General features: G+C 57.0%; 12 protein-coding genes. 2 read left to right on the forward strand and 10 right to left on the reverse strand.

From position 1 onward, the window contains the following. From AAF358_18885 to AAF358_18895, 3 genes are all read right to left on the reverse strand, one after another. On the reverse strand, nucleotides 1-1,478 hold a 1,478-nt coding region (locus AAF358_18885), incomplete at its 3' end, for a condensation domain-containing protein (protein ID MEM7707625.1). Next, nucleotides 1,475-6,256, reverse strand: a complete 4,782-nt coding sequence (locus tag AAF358_18890; GenBank protein ID MEM7707626.1) for an aminotransferase class III-fold pyridoxal phosphate-dependent enzyme — start codon at nucleotides 6,254-6,256, stop codon at nucleotides 1,475-1,477. The genes AAF358_18885 and AAF358_18890, both read right to left, overlap by 4 nt. After that, nucleotides 6,253-8,115, reverse strand: coding sequence for an amino acid adenylation domain-containing protein (locus AAF358_18895; GenBank protein MEM7707627.1), 1,863 nt, complete (start codon nucleotides 8,113-8,115; stop codon nucleotides 6,253-6,255). Before AAF358_18895 ends, AAF358_18890 begins: the two co-directional genes overlap by 4 nt. 277 nt (nucleotides 8,116-8,392) lie before the next feature. Between AAF358_18895 and AAF358_18900 the strand changes: the two genes are divergently transcribed. Both AAF358_18900 and AAF358_18905 read left to right on the forward strand, forming a co-directional pair. Further along, nucleotides 8,393-9,082 (forward strand): hypothetical protein, encoded by a 690-nt coding sequence (locus AAF358_18900; GenBank protein MEM7707628.1) that lies wholly within the window; start codon nucleotides 8,393-8,395, stop codon nucleotides 9,080-9,082. Next, nucleotides 9,079-9,867: a hypothetical protein gene (locus tag AAF358_18905; protein ID MEM7707629.1), complete on the forward strand. Its 789-nt coding sequence runs from the start codon at nucleotides 9,079-9,081 to the stop codon at nucleotides 9,865-9,867. Before AAF358_18900 ends, AAF358_18905 begins: the two co-directional genes overlap by 4 nt. A gap of 47 nt (nucleotides 9,868-9,914) precedes the next feature. Here the strand turns inward: AAF358_18905 and AAF358_18910 are convergent, their stop codons facing one another. Genes AAF358_18910 through asnB form a run of 7 tightly spaced genes read right to left on the reverse strand, consistent with a single transcriptional unit; the run spans nucleotide 9,915 to nucleotide 17,102 of the window. Next, nucleotides 9,915-11,033 (reverse strand): hypothetical protein, encoded by a 1,119-nt coding sequence (locus AAF358_18910; GenBank protein ID MEM7707630.1) that lies wholly within the window; start codon nucleotides 11,031-11,033, stop codon nucleotides 9,915-9,917. After that, the gene (locus AAF358_18915) at nucleotides 11,030-11,296 is read right to left on the reverse strand and encodes an acyl carrier protein (protein ID MEM7707631.1); all 267 of its coding nucleotides are present in this window, start codon (nucleotides 11,294-11,296) and stop codon (nucleotides 11,030-11,032) included. The genes AAF358_18910 and AAF358_18915 overlap by 4 nt, the downstream gene beginning before the upstream one ends. Nucleotides 11,297-11,321: 25 nt before the next feature. Further along, the gene (locus AAF358_18920) at nucleotides 11,322-12,365 is read right to left on the reverse strand and encodes a ketoacyl-ACP synthase III (protein ID MEM7707632.1); all 1,044 of its coding nucleotides are present in this window, start codon (nucleotides 12,363-12,365) and stop codon (nucleotides 11,322-11,324) included. 56 nt (nucleotides 12,366-12,421) lie between these two features. Then, on the reverse strand, nucleotides 12,422-13,408 hold the full coding sequence (gene nadE, locus AAF358_18925) for an NAD(+) synthase (protein ID MEM7707633.1): 987 nt from the start codon (nucleotides 13,406-13,408) through the stop codon (nucleotides 12,422-12,424). After that, the gene (locus tag AAF358_18930; protein ID MEM7707634.1) at nucleotides 13,398-14,879 is read right to left on the reverse strand and encodes a class I adenylate-forming enzyme family protein; all 1,482 of its coding nucleotides are present in this window, start codon (nucleotides 14,877-14,879) and stop codon (nucleotides 13,398-13,400) included. Before AAF358_18930 ends, nadE begins: the two co-directional genes overlap by 11 nt. Continuing rightward, complete coding sequence (locus AAF358_18935; GenBank protein ID MEM7707635.1) at nucleotides 14,879-15,157, reverse strand: acyl carrier protein; 279 nt, start codon at nucleotides 15,155-15,157, stop codon at nucleotides 14,879-14,881. Before AAF358_18935 ends, AAF358_18930 begins: the two co-directional genes overlap by 1 nt. Further along, nucleotides 15,141-17,102 carry an asparagine synthase (glutamine-hydrolyzing) gene (asnB, locus tag AAF358_18940; GenBank protein ID MEM7707636.1) on the reverse strand — a complete coding sequence of 654 codons (1,962 nt, stop codon included), beginning with the start codon at nucleotides 17,100-17,102 and terminating at the stop codon, nucleotides 15,141-15,143. The genes AAF358_18935 and asnB overlap by 17 nt, the downstream gene beginning before the upstream one ends. Nucleotides 17,103-17,415: the final 313 nt, after the last annotated feature.

The raw sequence follows: 17,415 nt of genomic DNA on the forward strand, positions 1-17,415 counted from the left end.
GCCGATCCGATCCGACGCGCACGAAGATCCAGTTCTGCTCCGCTTAGCTCACTACCCTCGTAAACCACCGAACCCGTCGACGAAACCAAAACCTCGTGAAGATCCAGGGGTAATGCGGAACCCACGGCAACGTCGGGGCCGACGGTCGAGTTTGCGGATTCCGGTGGCGCCCACTGGTCCAGCGGCAACTCAGGCTGCTCGGATATCAGTATCAGCGATCGCTTCAGACCGTCGATCCAACCGCGAACCGTCGCCTCGTCGAAAAGGTCCGTGTTGAAAGTTGCCTCAAGGAGCACACCGTCTGGACCCGGCAGAAAGTTGAAAAAGACCTCAAAATTCTCTGCTACACGGGGCAGTGTCCTAAGCCGACAGGTCAAACCATCCAGCTCTATGCCCGCAAACTCTTGATCGATGTTGAAGACTACAGGAATAAGTGGAATCCGCGCAGCATCACGTGGGACGTTCAACTGTCTGACAAGTTCTGCAAACGTGAAGGACTGATGCTCGTAAGCATCCATCACTGCTTCCTTGACGCTCGGAACGAGCTCAGCAAACGATGCGTTCGCAGGGACCTGCTGTCGGACTGGCAGCATTTTTACGCAGTGCCCCACCAGCGACTGAAAGTCCCCATCCAGCTGACCGGCGACAGCCATGCCAAGAATCAGGTCATCCTGACCCGTTAGCTGCCGCAGCTGCAGGAACAGTGCACTGAGAAAAGAGGCGACCAGCGTCGCACCCTGCCGACCGCCGGCCCGGGTGAAAGGATCGATCAAATCCCGCGAAAACAGGACGTCGAGGCGGCGCGCACCGAAGGTCCGAAATTCCGGTCGACCGCGATCCAGAGGCAAATCAAGCGGCGCCGGTAGCGTTGCAAATTTTTCCAGCCAGTGAGACGCATCCGCATTTCCGTGACCTCGAGACTCATGAAGCGCATAGTCAACGAACGATTTGGGTGGCTCCAGCTGCGCTTCAACCTCGTTGAGGGACGCGTTGTAAAGCGCTTCGAGCTCTTCAAGCAGCACCGCCATCGACCAACCGTCGACCACGATATGGTGAAACAGAAGAAAAACCGTATGTTGGTCGTCCGACTGCTGCACCAGCACGACACGCCAAAGTACGTCTTGCTGCAAATCAAACACGTGTCGAACCAGCGCGGCGCGCTGCTCTTCCACCGAATACTGATCTGCGTCTGTGACTACGTCAAAATCAAGCCGGGGACTCCCGGCGATACAGGCAAACATGCCGCGACGGTCGAAATTGGCCCGCAGGGACTCGTGACGTTTCGCCAATTCGATGAGTGCGCGCTCCAGCGCAACTCTCTGCAGCGGGCCGCTGAACTCCAGTTCAATTCCCTCGTTGAACGCCAGCGCTGCCTGCGGATCCGCAAGACAAGAGGAGAAGATCTCCTTTTGCGAAGCGGTTGTGGGAACCGCGGCGTCCAGCTCTCCATCGCGAAAGGGATTGAAACTCGTCTTCACTTCAGGGAAACCGCCACATAGTTGCCGTCGTCGCCTTTGACATACCAGACAGGATTACCCTGCTCGTCGCGGCCAAGTTTTGCGTCTGTTGCCGGTCGATTCTCTGGCAGGAACTGCTCCTCGGGGGGCATAACCCTGGCGTCCAGGAGATCATTAGCGACCATTTCGGCGGCAGCCGTTTCAAAAGCCGCCAGCAACTGCTCGAGCATCTCTGGCGTATGAGCCTGCGTCAAAAAGCAGGGCCGATGGCTCCAGATATGCACCCCATGTTCGCGAAGCAGACTGAAGAACACTTCAGCGAAGGGAACCTCCAGGTCGAAATAGAATACGGAACTGAATACCTGCGCCCTGATTTCTACCCCCAGTCTTCGCATCCGCAGGTTCAGTTCTGCACAGAAGTCCGCCGTCGTCTGGTTTAGATTTTGTTGCAGTTCGCCGCCTTGTTCCTTCAGGTGGCGCAGGACGGCCCTGCTCGCCGCCATAGCAAGAGGGTGCCGAACAAAAGTCCCTGCAAAGAAGGTCACGCCGACCTCAGGCGAGGATTCGTCACCAAAACGCCATTGACCACCGTCCATGGCGTCCATGTATTTGGCTTTGCCCGCCACAACACCGATCGGATACCCGCCACCGAGAATTTTGCCGTAGGTCGCCAGGTCGGCTCGAATACCAAAATACTCCTGCGCTCCACCCGGCGCACAGCGGAACCCGGTAACCACTTCGTCAAAGATGAGCGCAATACCGTTTTCTTCGGTTACGGCGCGAAGCTGTTTTAGGAATTCAGCCGGCTGGATATCCGGCGCGCGGCTCTGGACCGGCTCCACCATTACCGCCGCAATCTCGCTGGCCTGAGATCTGATCACGTCGATCATATCCATATCGGCCCAGGGCAAAACCATCACGTTATCGGAAACAGAACGAGGAATTCCAGGCGCGCCGGGGAGCGCCTGACCGGTCTTTCCGCCTCGCACGATCACCTCATCGAAGATTCCATGATAGGCCTGCTCGAAGGAAACGACACGCGTGCGGTTGGTCACGGTCCGAGCCAGCCTGATTGCCGCCAGCACCGCCTCGGATCCGGTGTTGGCGAATGTCATTCGTTCATTGCCGGTCATTTCGCACAGAAGCTGAGCGACCTCTCCAGCCAGCTCGGTTTGCGGACCAATTTCAACGCCGAGGTCTATCTGCGCTTTGACTGCTTCCGTTATGAATGCCGGCGAGTGACCAAAGAGAATCTGACCGAAGCCATTGGTCAAATCGATGTACTCGTTACCGTCAATATCCCAAAGCTTTGCCCCACTTGAGCGACGGGTCACAATCGGATACACCATCTCTTTCCACAGGGGACTGAACCCCGATACGGTCCGAGGATCGGCAAAGTGTGTCCGGTGCTCCTGGGCAAAGGCCTTCGACGCCGGAGTGCGGGCCACGTAACGGTCCTGGATTGCCATCAGGGCACTTTGCTGTCGTTCCGTCAGTTCACCCGCTTTACTGGAGATACGCGTGCCCGGGCCCCGGCGCCTCGCCTGATCCAGCTTTTGCTGCACCTCAGGGGGTAAGTCGATTGCCTTGCTCGCGGTGTTTGACTGCAACGCTAACTTTTTCTCGCCCACGGCAGTAGGAAGCTCGCCAGTGCCTCCCAGCGCCTGCAGCTGCAGCCTCATGATTTCCAGCTGGTTTTGGATAAGCGCATTCAGTGCCGCGCCGGGCTCACCGCTCGTTTGCAGGCCAGTCATCTGCCCCATCACCTGCATGTTCTGATCGGACTGAATAGGCGTAGCCGGCGCTGACACCGCAAGCGCCGGGTTCTTCTCGGCCAGGTATGCGGCCAGCGAACTGACCGAGTTGTACTCCTCAGATAAGTCTCGGAAGCTGATCGATACCTCAAACTCAGAGCTTACGGTCCGGCTCACCTGAGTCAGCAAGAGTGAATCCAGGCCGAGTTCCAGAAACGACAGGTCGTCCTGATCCGGCGCTACGCTGATGCCCGAATACTCTTCAAGCATCTCCCGAAGCTGCTCCCGCAATGGGCTGGTGACATTCTGCGGTGGTTCGCCAGCCTCAGGCTCTGAGATCTTCGCTTCGGAGGTTTCTTTGATCTGGTTGATTGTCATACCGGTTCCTTCCGGTTCATCGACACAATAGGTCGTCGGTTCAAACTCGTAGCCAGGCAGCGGGATTCGTCGGCGTTTCTCGTCTGCGTAAATTCTGTCGGCGTCCAAAGGCAACCCGCTGGTCCACAGTGCCCCCCAAGCACCCGCGAGGGAATCGACCGCAGCCAACTTCAACATAAGGCTAGCAGTGACAGCATGACGCTGTTCGAGGGGCAGCCCCCTTGCGAGCGATGCGAGGGTTGATCCCGGGCCGGCTTCCAGAAAGACCAGACCGCGGGCGTCATCGTTAAGCGTTGTAAGCGCGGCCAGGAAGTCTACCGGCTGCGCCAGCTGCCGCGCCCAGTAGGACGGACTGACCGCATCAGTATCGCTTAGACGCTCACCAGTTACCGTCGAAATGATCGGCACCACCGGGGGCGCTGTTCGCACGCCGCAGAGGTATTCCTCCAGCTCATCAGAAGCCGCTTTCATCATCGTAGAATGAAAGGCATGAGAGGTATTGAGTATCTGGCATGCCGTCCCGCGCTGCTTCAAAGACGTGGCAAACCCCTCAACGTCAGGCGTCTTGCCGGCCACCACAATGCTGCGAGGTCCGTTTACGGCCGCCAGCGAGAGTTCGGGCGGCAGTTGCTCGGAAAGGTCCGAGAAACTGGATCGAACAGCCAACATCGACCCAGGTTCCTGCGCTTGCATGAGCTCCCCGCGACGGCAGACGATCTCCATTGCGACTTCGGGAGACCACATGCCGCTGACACATCCGGCGGCAAACTCCCCGATGCTGTGCCCGATCAGTGCTGCCGGCTCCAGTCCGTGATTGACCCAGTAGTTTCCCAGGGCCCAGGAGACAGCAAATAGCGCGGGCTGGGCGAGTTCGGTCTGACGAAGCTTATCCTGAGCCAGATGATCTTCAGGGTCGGCATGAAACAACAGCTCTGTCAGGATTGCTTCTCGTTCACCAGCTGCAGCGAGCACCCGTCTGACGTCCTCTCCCACCGATTCCAGCTGGCCGACGAACCCTGCTGCCATGCCGGGTTGCTGGGCACCCTGTCCCGGAAACATGAACACACAATCCGTCGCGGCTCCCCCCTCGGCGGCAATCCACGCTGATCCGGGATTGCTCTTGAGAGCTCTTTCAGCGGCAACATCCGGCCAGCCTTCGGGAGAGCCGAGCAGCGCGCCACGAAAAGCGTGAGGCTCGCGTGTCTTCAGCACCGTGTAGGCGGCGTCGGCCGTTTCTGCAGCATCCGCTTTGGTCAGGCGGCCTATCATCGCTTTTGCCAGGCGATCGAGGGCTCCCTCGGTTCGTGCGCTGAGGAGCAGCGCAGGAATGCGGGAAAGCCTGTCCGACTCCCGGTATTCGGGCCACTCCTGGAGCAGAACATGGGCGTTGGTACCACCTACGCCAAACGAACTGACGGCACCTCTCCTGGCCATCCCGTTAGGTAAATCCCACGCCTGAGACTGACTGTTCACGGCGAATCGCGTTCCTTCGAGACCAAGGTTTGGATTCGGTTTAACGTAGTTTTGGACACCCGGGATTGTCGCGTGCCGAAGCGAGAGCGCCATTTTGATCAGGCTGGCTGTACCCGCGGCATGAATCAGGTGGCCGATATTTCCCTTGATCGAACCCAAAAAGCACGGCACCTCGCCGCGGCCATAAACCTCTTTCAGGGCAGCCACCTCGACCGGATCACCCAGGGGGGTTGCGGTGCCGTGAGCTTCGATATGGGTGACGGATTCCGGCTCAACATCCGCTACGCCCAGCGCGAGACGCAGCGCATCAGCCTGCCCACCGACGCTCGGTGCGGTGAAGCTGACTTTGCTGTTTCCGTCGTTGTTGATTCCCGCGCCCAGGATGACCCCATGAATCGTGTCGCCGCTGTTCTGTGCGTCTTCCAACCGCTTGAGCAAGACCACGGCGGCACCTTCGTTGAAGGTTGTTCCGCTCGCCTCGGCATCAAATGGCCTGGTTCGTCCATCCCTGGAAAGCATCCCACCTTCGTTGTAAAGGTAGCCGCGATTCGAGGGCGGATTTAGCGATACGCCTCCTGCAACCACACAGTCGCTTTCGAAGTTCAGTAGGCTGCTGACTCCCTGGCACACCCCGACGAGCCCCGTGGAGCAGGCGGTCAACAGATTGATACAGGGGCCTCGAAAATTGAAAAGATACGCCAACCGAGTCGCTGGGAAGTCATGTTCATTGGCTATCGAAGAATTCAGCTCACCGAATCGCTTAACGAGCTGCTGGCCTGAAGGAGAGCTGAGATAATCAGACTGGTAGCGATTCCAGTTCGAGCCCACAAACACACCGACGCGATCATCAACGCGTCGTATGTTGATACCCGCGTTTTCAAAGAGATGCCAGGTCAGTTGAATCAAAACCCGATGCTGCGGATCCATGATGCGGGCTTCCATCGGGGAAATTCCAAAGAACTCTGCATCGAATTCCATTGCGCCATCGACGATGCCACGGGCAGGAACGTAGTTACCGTCAGACGTTATCGCGCGATCTATCGGATGAATCTCGGACTCTGTAAATAGCCGCACCCCGTCGACTCCCTCGAGCAAATCTTGCCAGAGTTCTTCCACGCTGCTGGCACCCGGGAATCGTCCGGCCATACCGACAATTGCCACCGCATCTTCTACGGCGAACTGAGAGTCATTCATGAGGTAGTTGTCCTTCCGCGCCGCCGGCGTCGCGATGCTCGAGCTGCCGCCGCTCGCTGACCTGCATCCTCGGGTTGGGCCTGCCGCGTCTCACCAATGAACGCCGCCATCTGGCGGATCGTGGGAAACTCAAATACGCGAGTCACCGATACCTCCCTGCCCGCGAGCTTTGTAAGTTGCTGAGCGAGTTCAAGCGTCTGAAGGGATGTGCCACCAGCGTCAAAAAAGTTTCGATCTGGGTCCCCAAGCTCGCCGGCAGGCAGAAAGCGTGCCCAGGCGCTGCCCACCAATTTCTGAGCCTCATCGCCAAACGCAGGCCCGTTGTTCGTCTCGTTAATTTCGGATTCGTAGGGGTTTGGCAACCGATCCTCGTCCAGTTTTCCCGTCGCCCCCAGCGGAAAGCTGTTCATATGAATGAACTGAGCCGGCACGATAGGCTCGGGAAGTCGCTCCGCGAGAAAGCTCCTGAGGCCCTTTTGGGGGACTTCGGCAAGATAGTAGGCGACGAGCTGCTTTTCGTGCTGCCGATCAAGCTTGATTCGGACACGGGCATCCGAGACACCGGGATGCGCCAGCAGGTGACTCTCCAGGTCTCCCGGCTCCACGCGATGCCCCCGAACCTTCAATTGACCGTCATTGCGGCCCTCGAAGAAAAAACAGCCGTGGGCATCTTGCCTGGCGAGATCCCCGGTGCGGTAGTAAAGCCGGCCATCCATCTCAACAAATCGTTCTCCCGTCTCTTCGGGCCGATTCCAGTAACCAGCCGCAACACCCGACCCGCTGGCAAACAGCTCGCCGATTTCACCGTCCAAGACGTCGTTCCCGTCTCGCAGCAGCCTTACGCCTGTTTTCGGCAATGCCTGCCCGATAGCCATCGGCCCGGCGGGGTCGAGGTCCCGGGGCACCACATAAGCAGTAGTAAATACGGTGTTTTCGGTCGGCCCGTAACCGTTAATGATTCTGATACCGGCGTTTTGTGCATATACGTTGAGGCAATGCTGGGCGGCGAGTGCCTCTCCGCCGACGAAGAGCCGATCTAGACCCGCAAAGCACTCGGGCGCCAGCGCGGCAAACTGATGAAACAGCGATGTCGTCAGGAATACCGTTTCTACGCCATGAGTCATAATGATTCGGCCGAGTTCACCGGGTTGCGGGATATTTTCAGGCGGATACAGGACACAGGTTCCACCGCACGCGAGGGCGCCATACAGCTCGAACAATGAAGCATCGAAGGTCGGTGCTGAAATCTGGAGGGTTTTGGTGGAACCGTCGAAATCGCCGTAGTGTGATGGATCAAATAGCCGGCTGATTCCGGCGTGGGTTATCCGGACACCTTTCGGTCTGCCAGTGCTGCCCGAGGTAAACATCAGGCATGCGGTCGACTCGTCTGCCAAGCCGTGGTCAGGAGGAAAACCCTGGTTGTCGATAGTTGACTGTAAGGCCTCGGATAGCCTCACCAGCTTCTGATCCTGTGCAGGCAGGTCCAAGCCCTCGTCAACGAGGCAAACGGCATCCTTGCAATCATCGAGCATGACTCGAATCTTCGCCTCGGGATAGCGAGGGTCAATCGGCAGGTACGCTGCGCCGGTCGCGAGCACCCCCAACCACCCGGCAACGGCCCTAGGCGACCGGTGTGCGAGAACCGGAACGACGTTCCCGCCGGAAACCCCAAGATTTTGAAGTGCGGAACCGACGGCGCTTGCATCGCGGGCGAGTTCCGCGTACGACAGCTGCAGGCCTGTCGAGGCGTCCACCAACGCGATCCGATCCCCCTGTCGGGCGACAAGGTCGGAAAAGCGTCTCCAGAGATGGTTTGCGCCGGACTCCCCTGCAGCCACTGGCATTTCCTTGGACTTCATGGCCAATTACCCAAACTTAAATTTTAGCAACGGGCTCAGCAGCGGTCGCATAAACTTTTGTAACTTGGCCAAAAGAAAGGGACATCGCCTCTAGCTCCAGAAACGGCGACCGCCGTTACAAAAACGCAATACCGTTCGTTTTCCCTCGGTGGCAAATGCAAAAAAGTGTCGGAAAGCAGGGTGAGCGCCGCCCATAACGACTTGTTGTGTCATTATAGCGGGCTAGGGAGACTTCTGATTCCAGGAGTCAGGCTTACCATAAGAACTCATTTGCCGCATGGACCACGCATTCTTTGGCCAACGCCAACATTTGTTCGGCACATTCCATCCAGCAGCTGGCCAAACCCGAGATCGAGCCGTGCTGATTGTCGCGCCGCCCTTCGGAGACAATCTGCGGAGTCATTGGACCCTCAATAAAACGGCAAGCAAACTGGCAGAAGCGGGAATCGACGTACTTCGTGTCGACTTGTCGGCATGCGGGAACGCGCCTGGCGACCTGAGTGAAGTTACCTGCGAAACGTGGATCGCGGACTGCCAGGAAGCGCTCCGAGAACTAAACGACTTGTCTGGATCCACCAGAACACTCACCTTTGGGGTGCGATTTTCTGCCGCTTTGATGCTTGCCGCGCTGGACAGGGCTGGTAGCCGTTCCGAAAGCATTGCCTGGGACCCAGTCTGGGGCGGACAACAGTATTTGGAAGAGCTTCGGGCGACCGAATTCGGGCCACCGTCGGAAGGCGTACTCGCGGGTCACGCTGTTTCTGCAGAGTTGGTATCCAGCTTCGCCGACTTCACGATTGAACCTGCTGATGCCGAGAACACGTTCGTTATTGCTACAACCAACTCTTTCCTGGGCGCGAGCGTTGCTAAGGTCGACGTCGACTGTGAATGGGCCCTAGCGGATCTGAAGATGATCTACGGTCACGACGTTATTAGCACCGTCGTAGATTGGTGTGGGCGATCATGAAACCCGAAGTTCATCGGTTTGGCAAACACAGGGAATTACTAGGTTTTTCTCAAATCCCGGACAATCACAACGGCACAGCGCTGATTTTTCTCAATTCCGGGCTGCTCCCATCGATGGGCCCCTTTCGGCTTTTCCTCGAGTATGCGAATGAAATGGCCGAGAAAGGTTTTGTCACCGTGCGCTTCGATCAGTCTGGCAAAGGCGACAGCTACCGAAGAGACATGGACCGACCCGAGGCGAATTCGCTGGACTTTCAGGCCGTCCAAGAGCTGCTGAATTCTGCGAAAATCGAGCGTTTCGTATTGATCGGGTTGTGTTCGGGCGCCGACGACGCAACCCAGATCGCCGAGCAATTTCCCTGTATCGATGCTGTTGTACTGCTGGACGGGTTCGCCAAAAAGACCAGGGCATACCAATTGCGGTACTACCTACCCAGAGTTCTCCGAGTAGCCCCGCTAGTAAGAGGCCTATTGCGAAAATTCAGGCCCTCCGGATCAGGTGACGGGATGCTGACGCCCGTGTCGTTGCGCAATTGGGAGAGCGACGACCAAATGGTCACGCGGTACCAAAACCTTCTGGACCGAGGGGTTAAGATGCTAGCAATCTTCACGGGTGGCATCGAACGATACTACAACCATGAAGGGCAGTTGGGGGCGGTCCTTGGGACGCCTGATCATCTGACCGAGATTTTTCAGCCGGCTGTTGAACATATTTATCCGACACCCGACCAACGCAGCTGGCTGAAAAGGACCGTCACAGATTGGCTAGAGAAACTCACCCTCTAAAGCCGGGATGATTCAATCCCTTTCGGCGGCGAAAAAAGCGGCATAGCTTATACGCCGTCGCTATCGCCGAGACTGACAAACCAGCCATCTGGCTGCTCAAGAGTCTGGTAGTCAGGATTGCCGACCTTGACAAAGAATCGACTGTCCTCACCCCGGCGCAAAAAGCCGAGACTGCGCAAAACGTGAGCTGAGCGTGGATCGTTGACAGTGGTTTGCACCATGTGGACTGGCGTCCGCACCATCTCTTGGATAACCACACGCAAGATTGCAGCAAAAGTGGACTGTCCCTGGTCGTCATTGCTGTAGTCCCAATCCATGATCAGCCCTCGTTTTGAAGCGTTTCCGGTACCAGCAACCTTTGCAACGACGTAGGCGTCCAACACCCCTCTCGTCTCGACACCAAAAAACCTGTAGCTGCGGCCTGATGACGGACTATAACGCCATTCCAAATATGGACCCGATCGGACAAGGGCTTTTTTGCCCAGGCGGTTGCGTGCTGCCGGCGGCATTTTTGACACCAACTCATCAATTTGACCGTAGCGCGACACCCTTGGGTCATCGCTTGCTGATCGCAGGCGAAACGCCTGCCAGGATCGAAACAGCCAATCAGCGAACGGGGCGAGCGGCCAAAGAGGCGCCGCAACGGAGTGTTTTTTCAACAGCAGGTGCATTGGACCAAGCGGCAACTTGTAGTCCTGGCGGATAGGTAAACCCGTAAACAGCTTTTTCAGCATTGACAGGGAGTTGGTGTTCCCGCCGATGCATATGACGACATCATGTCGATCCATTTGCACCATATTCATCCAGGCGCCGATACCGCCACCATCAAATCGGGGTTTGACAATCGCGTCCGCGCATTTCACACCCTCGGCAATGTGTTCACCGACTCTGACGCTGCAGGGTTCGGTACCCAGCGCCGCAATGATCTCCCCTTCGTGACGAAGGCACAGCAGGGTGGACTTGTCTGCGTCTTTCGAGAAATACCGCCAGTACAGGTAATCCTCGTCACCAGGAGAAATGTCTGCTCCAAATACCTCGGTGCGCAGAGCGGAAACTTCCGCGATCTCCTTTTTCTGGCATGGGCCAAACGCAGCATCCAGATCATCGATCGAAACCCCAAGGCTTCGCGCCAGGACACGCGTAAATGCAGGTAAGCGATTGCTCAAGCGGAGGGTTCGGAGATCAGGTTGTTGGATTTCAGCAGGTCGATGAAATCTGCGCCCGTCTTCATGGCGCTTAAGTCTTCTTCGGTCACGGTCAATCCGAACCTTTCATCCATTTCCGCCATGATCATGAGTGCCCCCATGGAGTCCCAACCTTCGAGCGACTCCAGAGGAGTATCAGGCTGCAACGACGACGGCTCTTCCGCCAGCAAATCTGCAATTAAATCAAGTGTTTGACGAACCGATAGCTGCTCATTTTCCGTCAAGGCTTGTCCCTCGTAGCCATATTCTCTAACTCGGTTTTCCCGTTTCTAGTTCGCAATGGTGGAACTGGGTGTTTTTTTCAATCGTCAGACAGGCCGATCCCCACGATAACCCGACACCATACCCCAGCATCATAATCCGCTGCCCCACGACCCCATCTTGAGCCCCTGCTGCATGATGGGTGAGCGCCAACGGCACCGAAGGCCCACCGCTGTTGCCGTACTTATCCAGCACTACGGGAATTCGATCGGCCGGTAGCCCGCACTTTTTCGCGATGTGGCGCATGATAAACCGATTGGACTGGTGGAATACGTAGGCATCCACATCGTCGACTTCCAGTGACAGCAACGCCAGGGTTGCCTCGATCAGCGCGGGCACTTCCTTCACGGTAAAGTTGAAGAGATTTCCCCCATTCATGTGCACGTAGTTGTCTCGATCATCCGCCGCCTTGCGTTCCCTGAAGCCACCGGCCGGAATGATGAGGTCATCGTAGCCGGAGCCATCAGAGAAAAGACAAAATCCCCACGGTGTGTCAGCTTCACTGCGCTCGAGGGCTGTTGCTGAGCCAGCGTCCCCAAACAGGAGAAACGTTGATCGGTCTTCCGGGTGTGTAAAGCGACTCGGCGTTTCGCCGTGCAGCACCAGCACACGTTTCGCACTACCGCTGGATATCATCATTGAACCCAACCACAGTCCGTAAGGGTAACCAGAGCACCCGAGACCTACGTCAAAAGCCGCGCAGCCTGGCCGCAGTTTGAGGTCGCGGTGGAGCAAAGAACTGGTACTGGGTAGAAAGTAGTCTGGCGTTTGCGTGACAAAAATTAGACCGTCAATCGAGTCGGATGACCAGCCCAAGCCCCCAAGGAGCTCGTTTGCAGCCGCTAGGCATAGGTCGGACGAACAGACGTCGTCGGTGGCAACTCGACGCTGTTCGACTCCGGCCATGGCCACCACTTTCTTGACTTCCTTGGGGTCGATACTTTGTGTGTCCTCACGGTTGTCAAAGACACTTGCTGGAACACATGAAGAAACACCTGCCAGATTAATTCCCTGTAATACTGCTTCAGCCAATGCCTTCTCCCTGACAAGACTTCAACGGGTCCAATCGCCAACGCGAAGTCTTTCCGTTAACCAGTTTCCACATCTTCAATGAGCCTTGCACCTAGATGAAGATATCGCGTGGTGCGACGCTTGTTTCTGATATCAGCATAGACCAAGTCAGTCTGCTGCGAGGTCAAACCGATTGCCGCACCCAGTTCCGCAGCCGGAACGCCGTGATTTATGCCCCAAAGTGCGAGGTCCATCTTTTGGTAGGGCAGCGCAAAGTAAAACTCATCCTGACCCTGAGACAAGCTGTAGGTGTCGGTGGTTGGGACAGCACCACAGATATCTTGTGGCAAGCCAAGATGTTTCGCCAGACCATACACCTGAGTCTTATAGAGATGAGCAATCGGCTTAAGGTCAGCAAGGCCATCGCCGCCTTTAACGAAAAACCCCTGATCGTACTCAAGCCGATTAGGCGTCCCAACAACCGCGTAGTTCAAGCGGTCTGCATGAAAGTACTCGAGCGTCTTGCGAATACGCTGTTTGAAGTTTGTCGCCGCGACGATGGTCAGGTACTGCTTCAGAGGCAGCCTAACCTCGTGTCGCTGTTGCTGCACGTCCTCAACGACGAGCACAAAGTGGTTCACCTTTCCTTCAATGCCGCCGGCAATCACAATCTTGGACTTCCAGCCCTCATTGTAGTTCGGAAAAAGTTCCTTGATGGCCTGATCGCGGCTCTCGTAGCAGCCGATAGACTCCAGCGTTGGCGCAATGTCCTTTACGGTAAATTCGATGCCGAGATGATCGGCCAGCATTCGACCCCGACGCGTACTCTCAGAGGAAGAGTCGCGTTCAGGCATCAGCAGTCCAAAGACACGCTTCGCTCCGATGGCGTGAACCGCCAGCGCGGCGCTCACGGAACTGTCAATGCCTCCCGAAATTGCCACAACCAGCCCCCGCCGATGGAGGTCGGACCGCAACGTCTGACGAATTCGTTCGCGGCACCTTTGGAGCTCAGCGTCAAAATCCAGATCCATGGCATCGGCGAGCGTTAAGGTCTCAGAGGTCACGGGCAAGATCCTGCGTTAACTGGTGATAACGGATTTTTCCGGACTCGGTTTTCGGCAGCGCTTCCATCCAGCTAACGCTCCGTGGAACCTTGAACGGGCTGAGTTTGTCGGCACAGTGGCGCATGAGCCGTCGGGTCAGGGCCGGCTCTGACTCATCTGCGCAGGTAGACTTGACGCAGCACGCGAGGAGTCGGCTGCCAAGAAGGTCATCCGGGGTCCCCACTATCGCCGCCTCAGCGACGAACGGCAAATCCGACAACACTTCTTCAATTTCTTCTGGATGGATTCGATAGGAGCCTGACTTGAGCTGGCGCCCCAGGCGCCCAACAATATAGACGAAGCCCCCAGCGTCAATCCGCGCAAGATCTCCGGTGTGAAGCCAGCCATCACGAAGCGCGTGCGCCGTCGCGGCCGGATTGCGCCAGTAGCCCTGCATGATGTTGGGGCCTCGGGCCAGCAGCTCTCCGACGCCGTCTTCCTCGGTCGGGGACGAAATGCTCAGTTCGACTCCGGGCAAAGCGCGACCGACAGAGTCTGGGCGCTGCGAGACGAGCCTGGGGTCCAGATATGTTAACCGGGCAGCAGCTTCAGTCTGACCGTACATCAAAAACAGTTGACTTTGCGGACAGGATTTCGCGACGGCCTGGGTGAGAGCAACGGGCATCGGGCCACCCGCCTGAGTCAGATACCGAAGATGCCCCGCCGCCTCCGCGAAGGGTGTCTTCTCAAGCAGCGTCTGAAACAGCGAAGGGACGCCGGAGAGCCCGGTGATTGACGGATCAGAGAACTCCTCCGCCATGAGCGCAGGAAACGCGACCGAATGCGCAATATGAACGCTGGCGCCAGCGACAATGTGAGACTGAAGCACCGAGTTACCATAGCTGTATTGAAACGGCAGAGCACAGTATGCGCGATCCGCTGGGCTCAATTCGAGGTATTCGGCAATCGCCCTCGCGTTAAAATATAGAGCGCGATGAGAAAGCATAACGCCCTTGGGATCAGCGGTGGTCCCCGAAGTAAACAGCATCATTGCCGTCGCTTCGGCAGCCGGAGCGGGTGTCTGCCGCGTCAATGCCGGTAAATCCCCTCCGAACTCTCTCGGTGCGGCGACGACCGAGTGAACATTGCCGCCTGCGGACGCTGCCGAGCCATCCTCAACAACCACGAGGCGAGCGTCCGTATGCGCAACCACGTGGCTCGTTTCGCTCGCGGTAGACCGAGGATTCAGCGGCACGGCAATAGCGCTCGCGGCCCAGATGCCGTAAAGCGAGGCGATATAGTCAACCGAGTTTGACAGGAGCAGAACAACCCGGTCCCCCGGAACGACCCCGCGCTGCACCAAACCCTGCGCGAAACTCAGTGCCCGGTCCGCGAGCTGTCGGTAGCTGATGACATCCTCACCGTCCCTGGCAGCGGTCGCCGCAGGCCTTTGATTCGCGTGTTCCAGCAGTTGAATTACGAGCGTGCCCATCAGGCGTCAGAGGACTTTTGCTCCAGGTATTTCAGCAGGTTTCCGATGGAGTCCAAATTGTCCGGTGTCATCTCGTCATCCTCGACCTTGACGCCAAACTGATCCTTTAGAAATTCTGTCAGCTCCAGTATTCCCATACTGTCGAGGATGCCGCGATCAAGAAAGGAATCGTCGTCCGCAAGTTCGGCGTCATCGTCGGTAAACAGATAGTTTTCCAGAATAAAGGTTCGCAACGCTGTGCGAGTGTCAGCGGTCGTAAGGCTATCTTGAACGGACATTGACGTCTTGCTCTCTTCCGATTTCCACAAAATTCTGGTGTGCTGCATGGGTCGACATTATGCCCATCAACGACTGAGAGTCGTTAACGGTCAGTTTTCTGCCAGATTGAGCCTTTGCGCGTAAAAAGCCAACCTTTCTGGGGTCGAACACGCCACATCGGCTGACGGCCTCGGGCCCGAGAAGCTCCTCCACGACCTCACCCAAACCCGTTTCCGCAGACACATCGATGTCAGGCGCTCGATAGGGCTGCTTCGGTCTCGAGAGAATCTCCCCTGGCAGATGTTCGGCCATACACTTTTTGAGCAGGTATTTCTCATTCATGACCTTCATTTTCAGGTTCGGGTGGACGCGGTTGCTGAATTCAATCAGGCGATGATCCAGGAACGGGAAACGGCCCTCGACGGAATTCATCATCAGCATGCGGTCGCCCTGTGAACTCAAAAGGTAGCCTGACATCAGCATTTTTGCTTCGACGTACTGCGCCTGGTTGAACGGGTGCAAGCGGTTCAAGGCATTGTGATATTTGTCCAACAGTCGGTTTGATGCTGGCGCTGCTGCTTGTGTCGCTGCCGCAAACTCGTCGCTGTAGAACTGTTTGATTCTCGACGTTGTAGCCCAGCGCGGCAAATGCGAGTAGCGTGGATCGTCGACGGCGGTGAGCCCCCCACCAAAGAACCGTTTCAGGTAGTCGGCAGCGCCTGACTTGGGCAGGTCGAGATATGGGTAAAGTCGCTTGAGGATCAAAGGACGAAATGACGATTCGGGAAATTTGGCCCAAAACCGACGAGCCTTGCCCTCCTTGAAAATGTCGTACCCACCCAGGGTCTCATCGGCCCCCTCACCCGTCAGCACAACCTTAAACCCCTGCTCCCGAACAAATTTCGACAGCAGACCCATGGCTATTGGCGCGGTGCGTAGTACCGGCATTTCGATATGCCGCATTGATGCCATGAATGCACTTGCAATATCTCGTTGCGTCACTCGAATCTCATGGTGCGTGACTTTCAACGCACGAACGAGCCGCTGTTGATAAACCGATTCGTCGAAGGTTTGGTCTGAAAAACTGAGGGAAAAGGTACTCAGCCGCTCCCCGGCGTGGCGCCCCGCAAGCTGTACCAGGGCCGACGAGTCCAGCCCGCCGGATAGATACGCGCCCACGGGAACATCGGATCGCAGTCTTAAGGCTGTTGCATCACTGAGCAGGGCCTCCAGTTCCTGGAGGAGCATGGGTTCATCGCGTTCAAAGTCTTCGTTGTGTTCAGGAAACGTCCAGTCCCAGTACTTTCGCACCGACAGCCCTTTCTCATCGGCGACAGCAATGTGACCCGGCTCCAACTCCACCACACCCTCCAGCAGTGTGCGGGGGGCAATGGCGGTCCAGAAGGTAAAAACTTCGTCCAAGGCTTCGGGGCAAATCGATGGCGAGGACTCCATCGCGGGCAACAATGCCTTCAGTTCGCTGGCAAAGATCAGCCGGTCGGATTCCTCCCGATAGTACAGTGGACAGATTCCAACCCGGTCGCGCGCCATAACAAGGCGCTTTTCCCTGTGATCCCACAGGACAATCGAAAATTGACCGTTCAGATGCTCTACGAAACTCGTGCCGTGACGAGCGTACATTTGCGCCACAACCTCTGTGTCCGATTGCGTCCTGAATTCGTAGCCTCGTTTCAGGAGATCAGCCCGCAGCTCAAGGTAGTTGAAGATTTCGCCGTTAAAAACCAATGAAACCGTGTGTTCCGCGTTGGTCATCGGCTGTGATCCCCCCGCAATATCCAGAATACTCAGGCGCCGGTGACCGAGCCCCACCTGATGATTACGATATGATCCGCCGGCGTCCGGGCCGCGATGGACCAGAGAATCCATCATTACCTCGATGAGCTTGGAGTCAGGACCCAGACGCCTGGAACGATCTGCGTAAAAAACGCCTGCAAAGCCGCACATTGCGTGTCCGATTCCTCATAACATTTCGCTGCTACGAACTCCGCAGCACCGGCCAGGCGACAGGTCACGCGGACGCAGCAGGCCTTTCGCTTCCCGGCCAACTTCGCCCGGTACCGCGAGATTATCCCCACAATCTCCATCTTTGGACATAGAGCCTAACCGGATGGGCGCGGACTTCTTTCCAGCCTCATGGATTTTACGTCTCCCGCAGACCAAAGATGAAGACCGGGAATCAAAGGTTCACAAAGCGATTTGAGACGCTATGCTTCCCCTTTTGCCGGCGCGGCGGTCGAGCCGTGCAAGAGACCCGAGA

The organism is Pseudomonadota bacterium, from assembly GCA_039033415.1.
GTDB lineage: Bacteria > Pseudomonadota > Gammaproteobacteria > Xanthomonadales > SZUA-38 > JANQOZ01.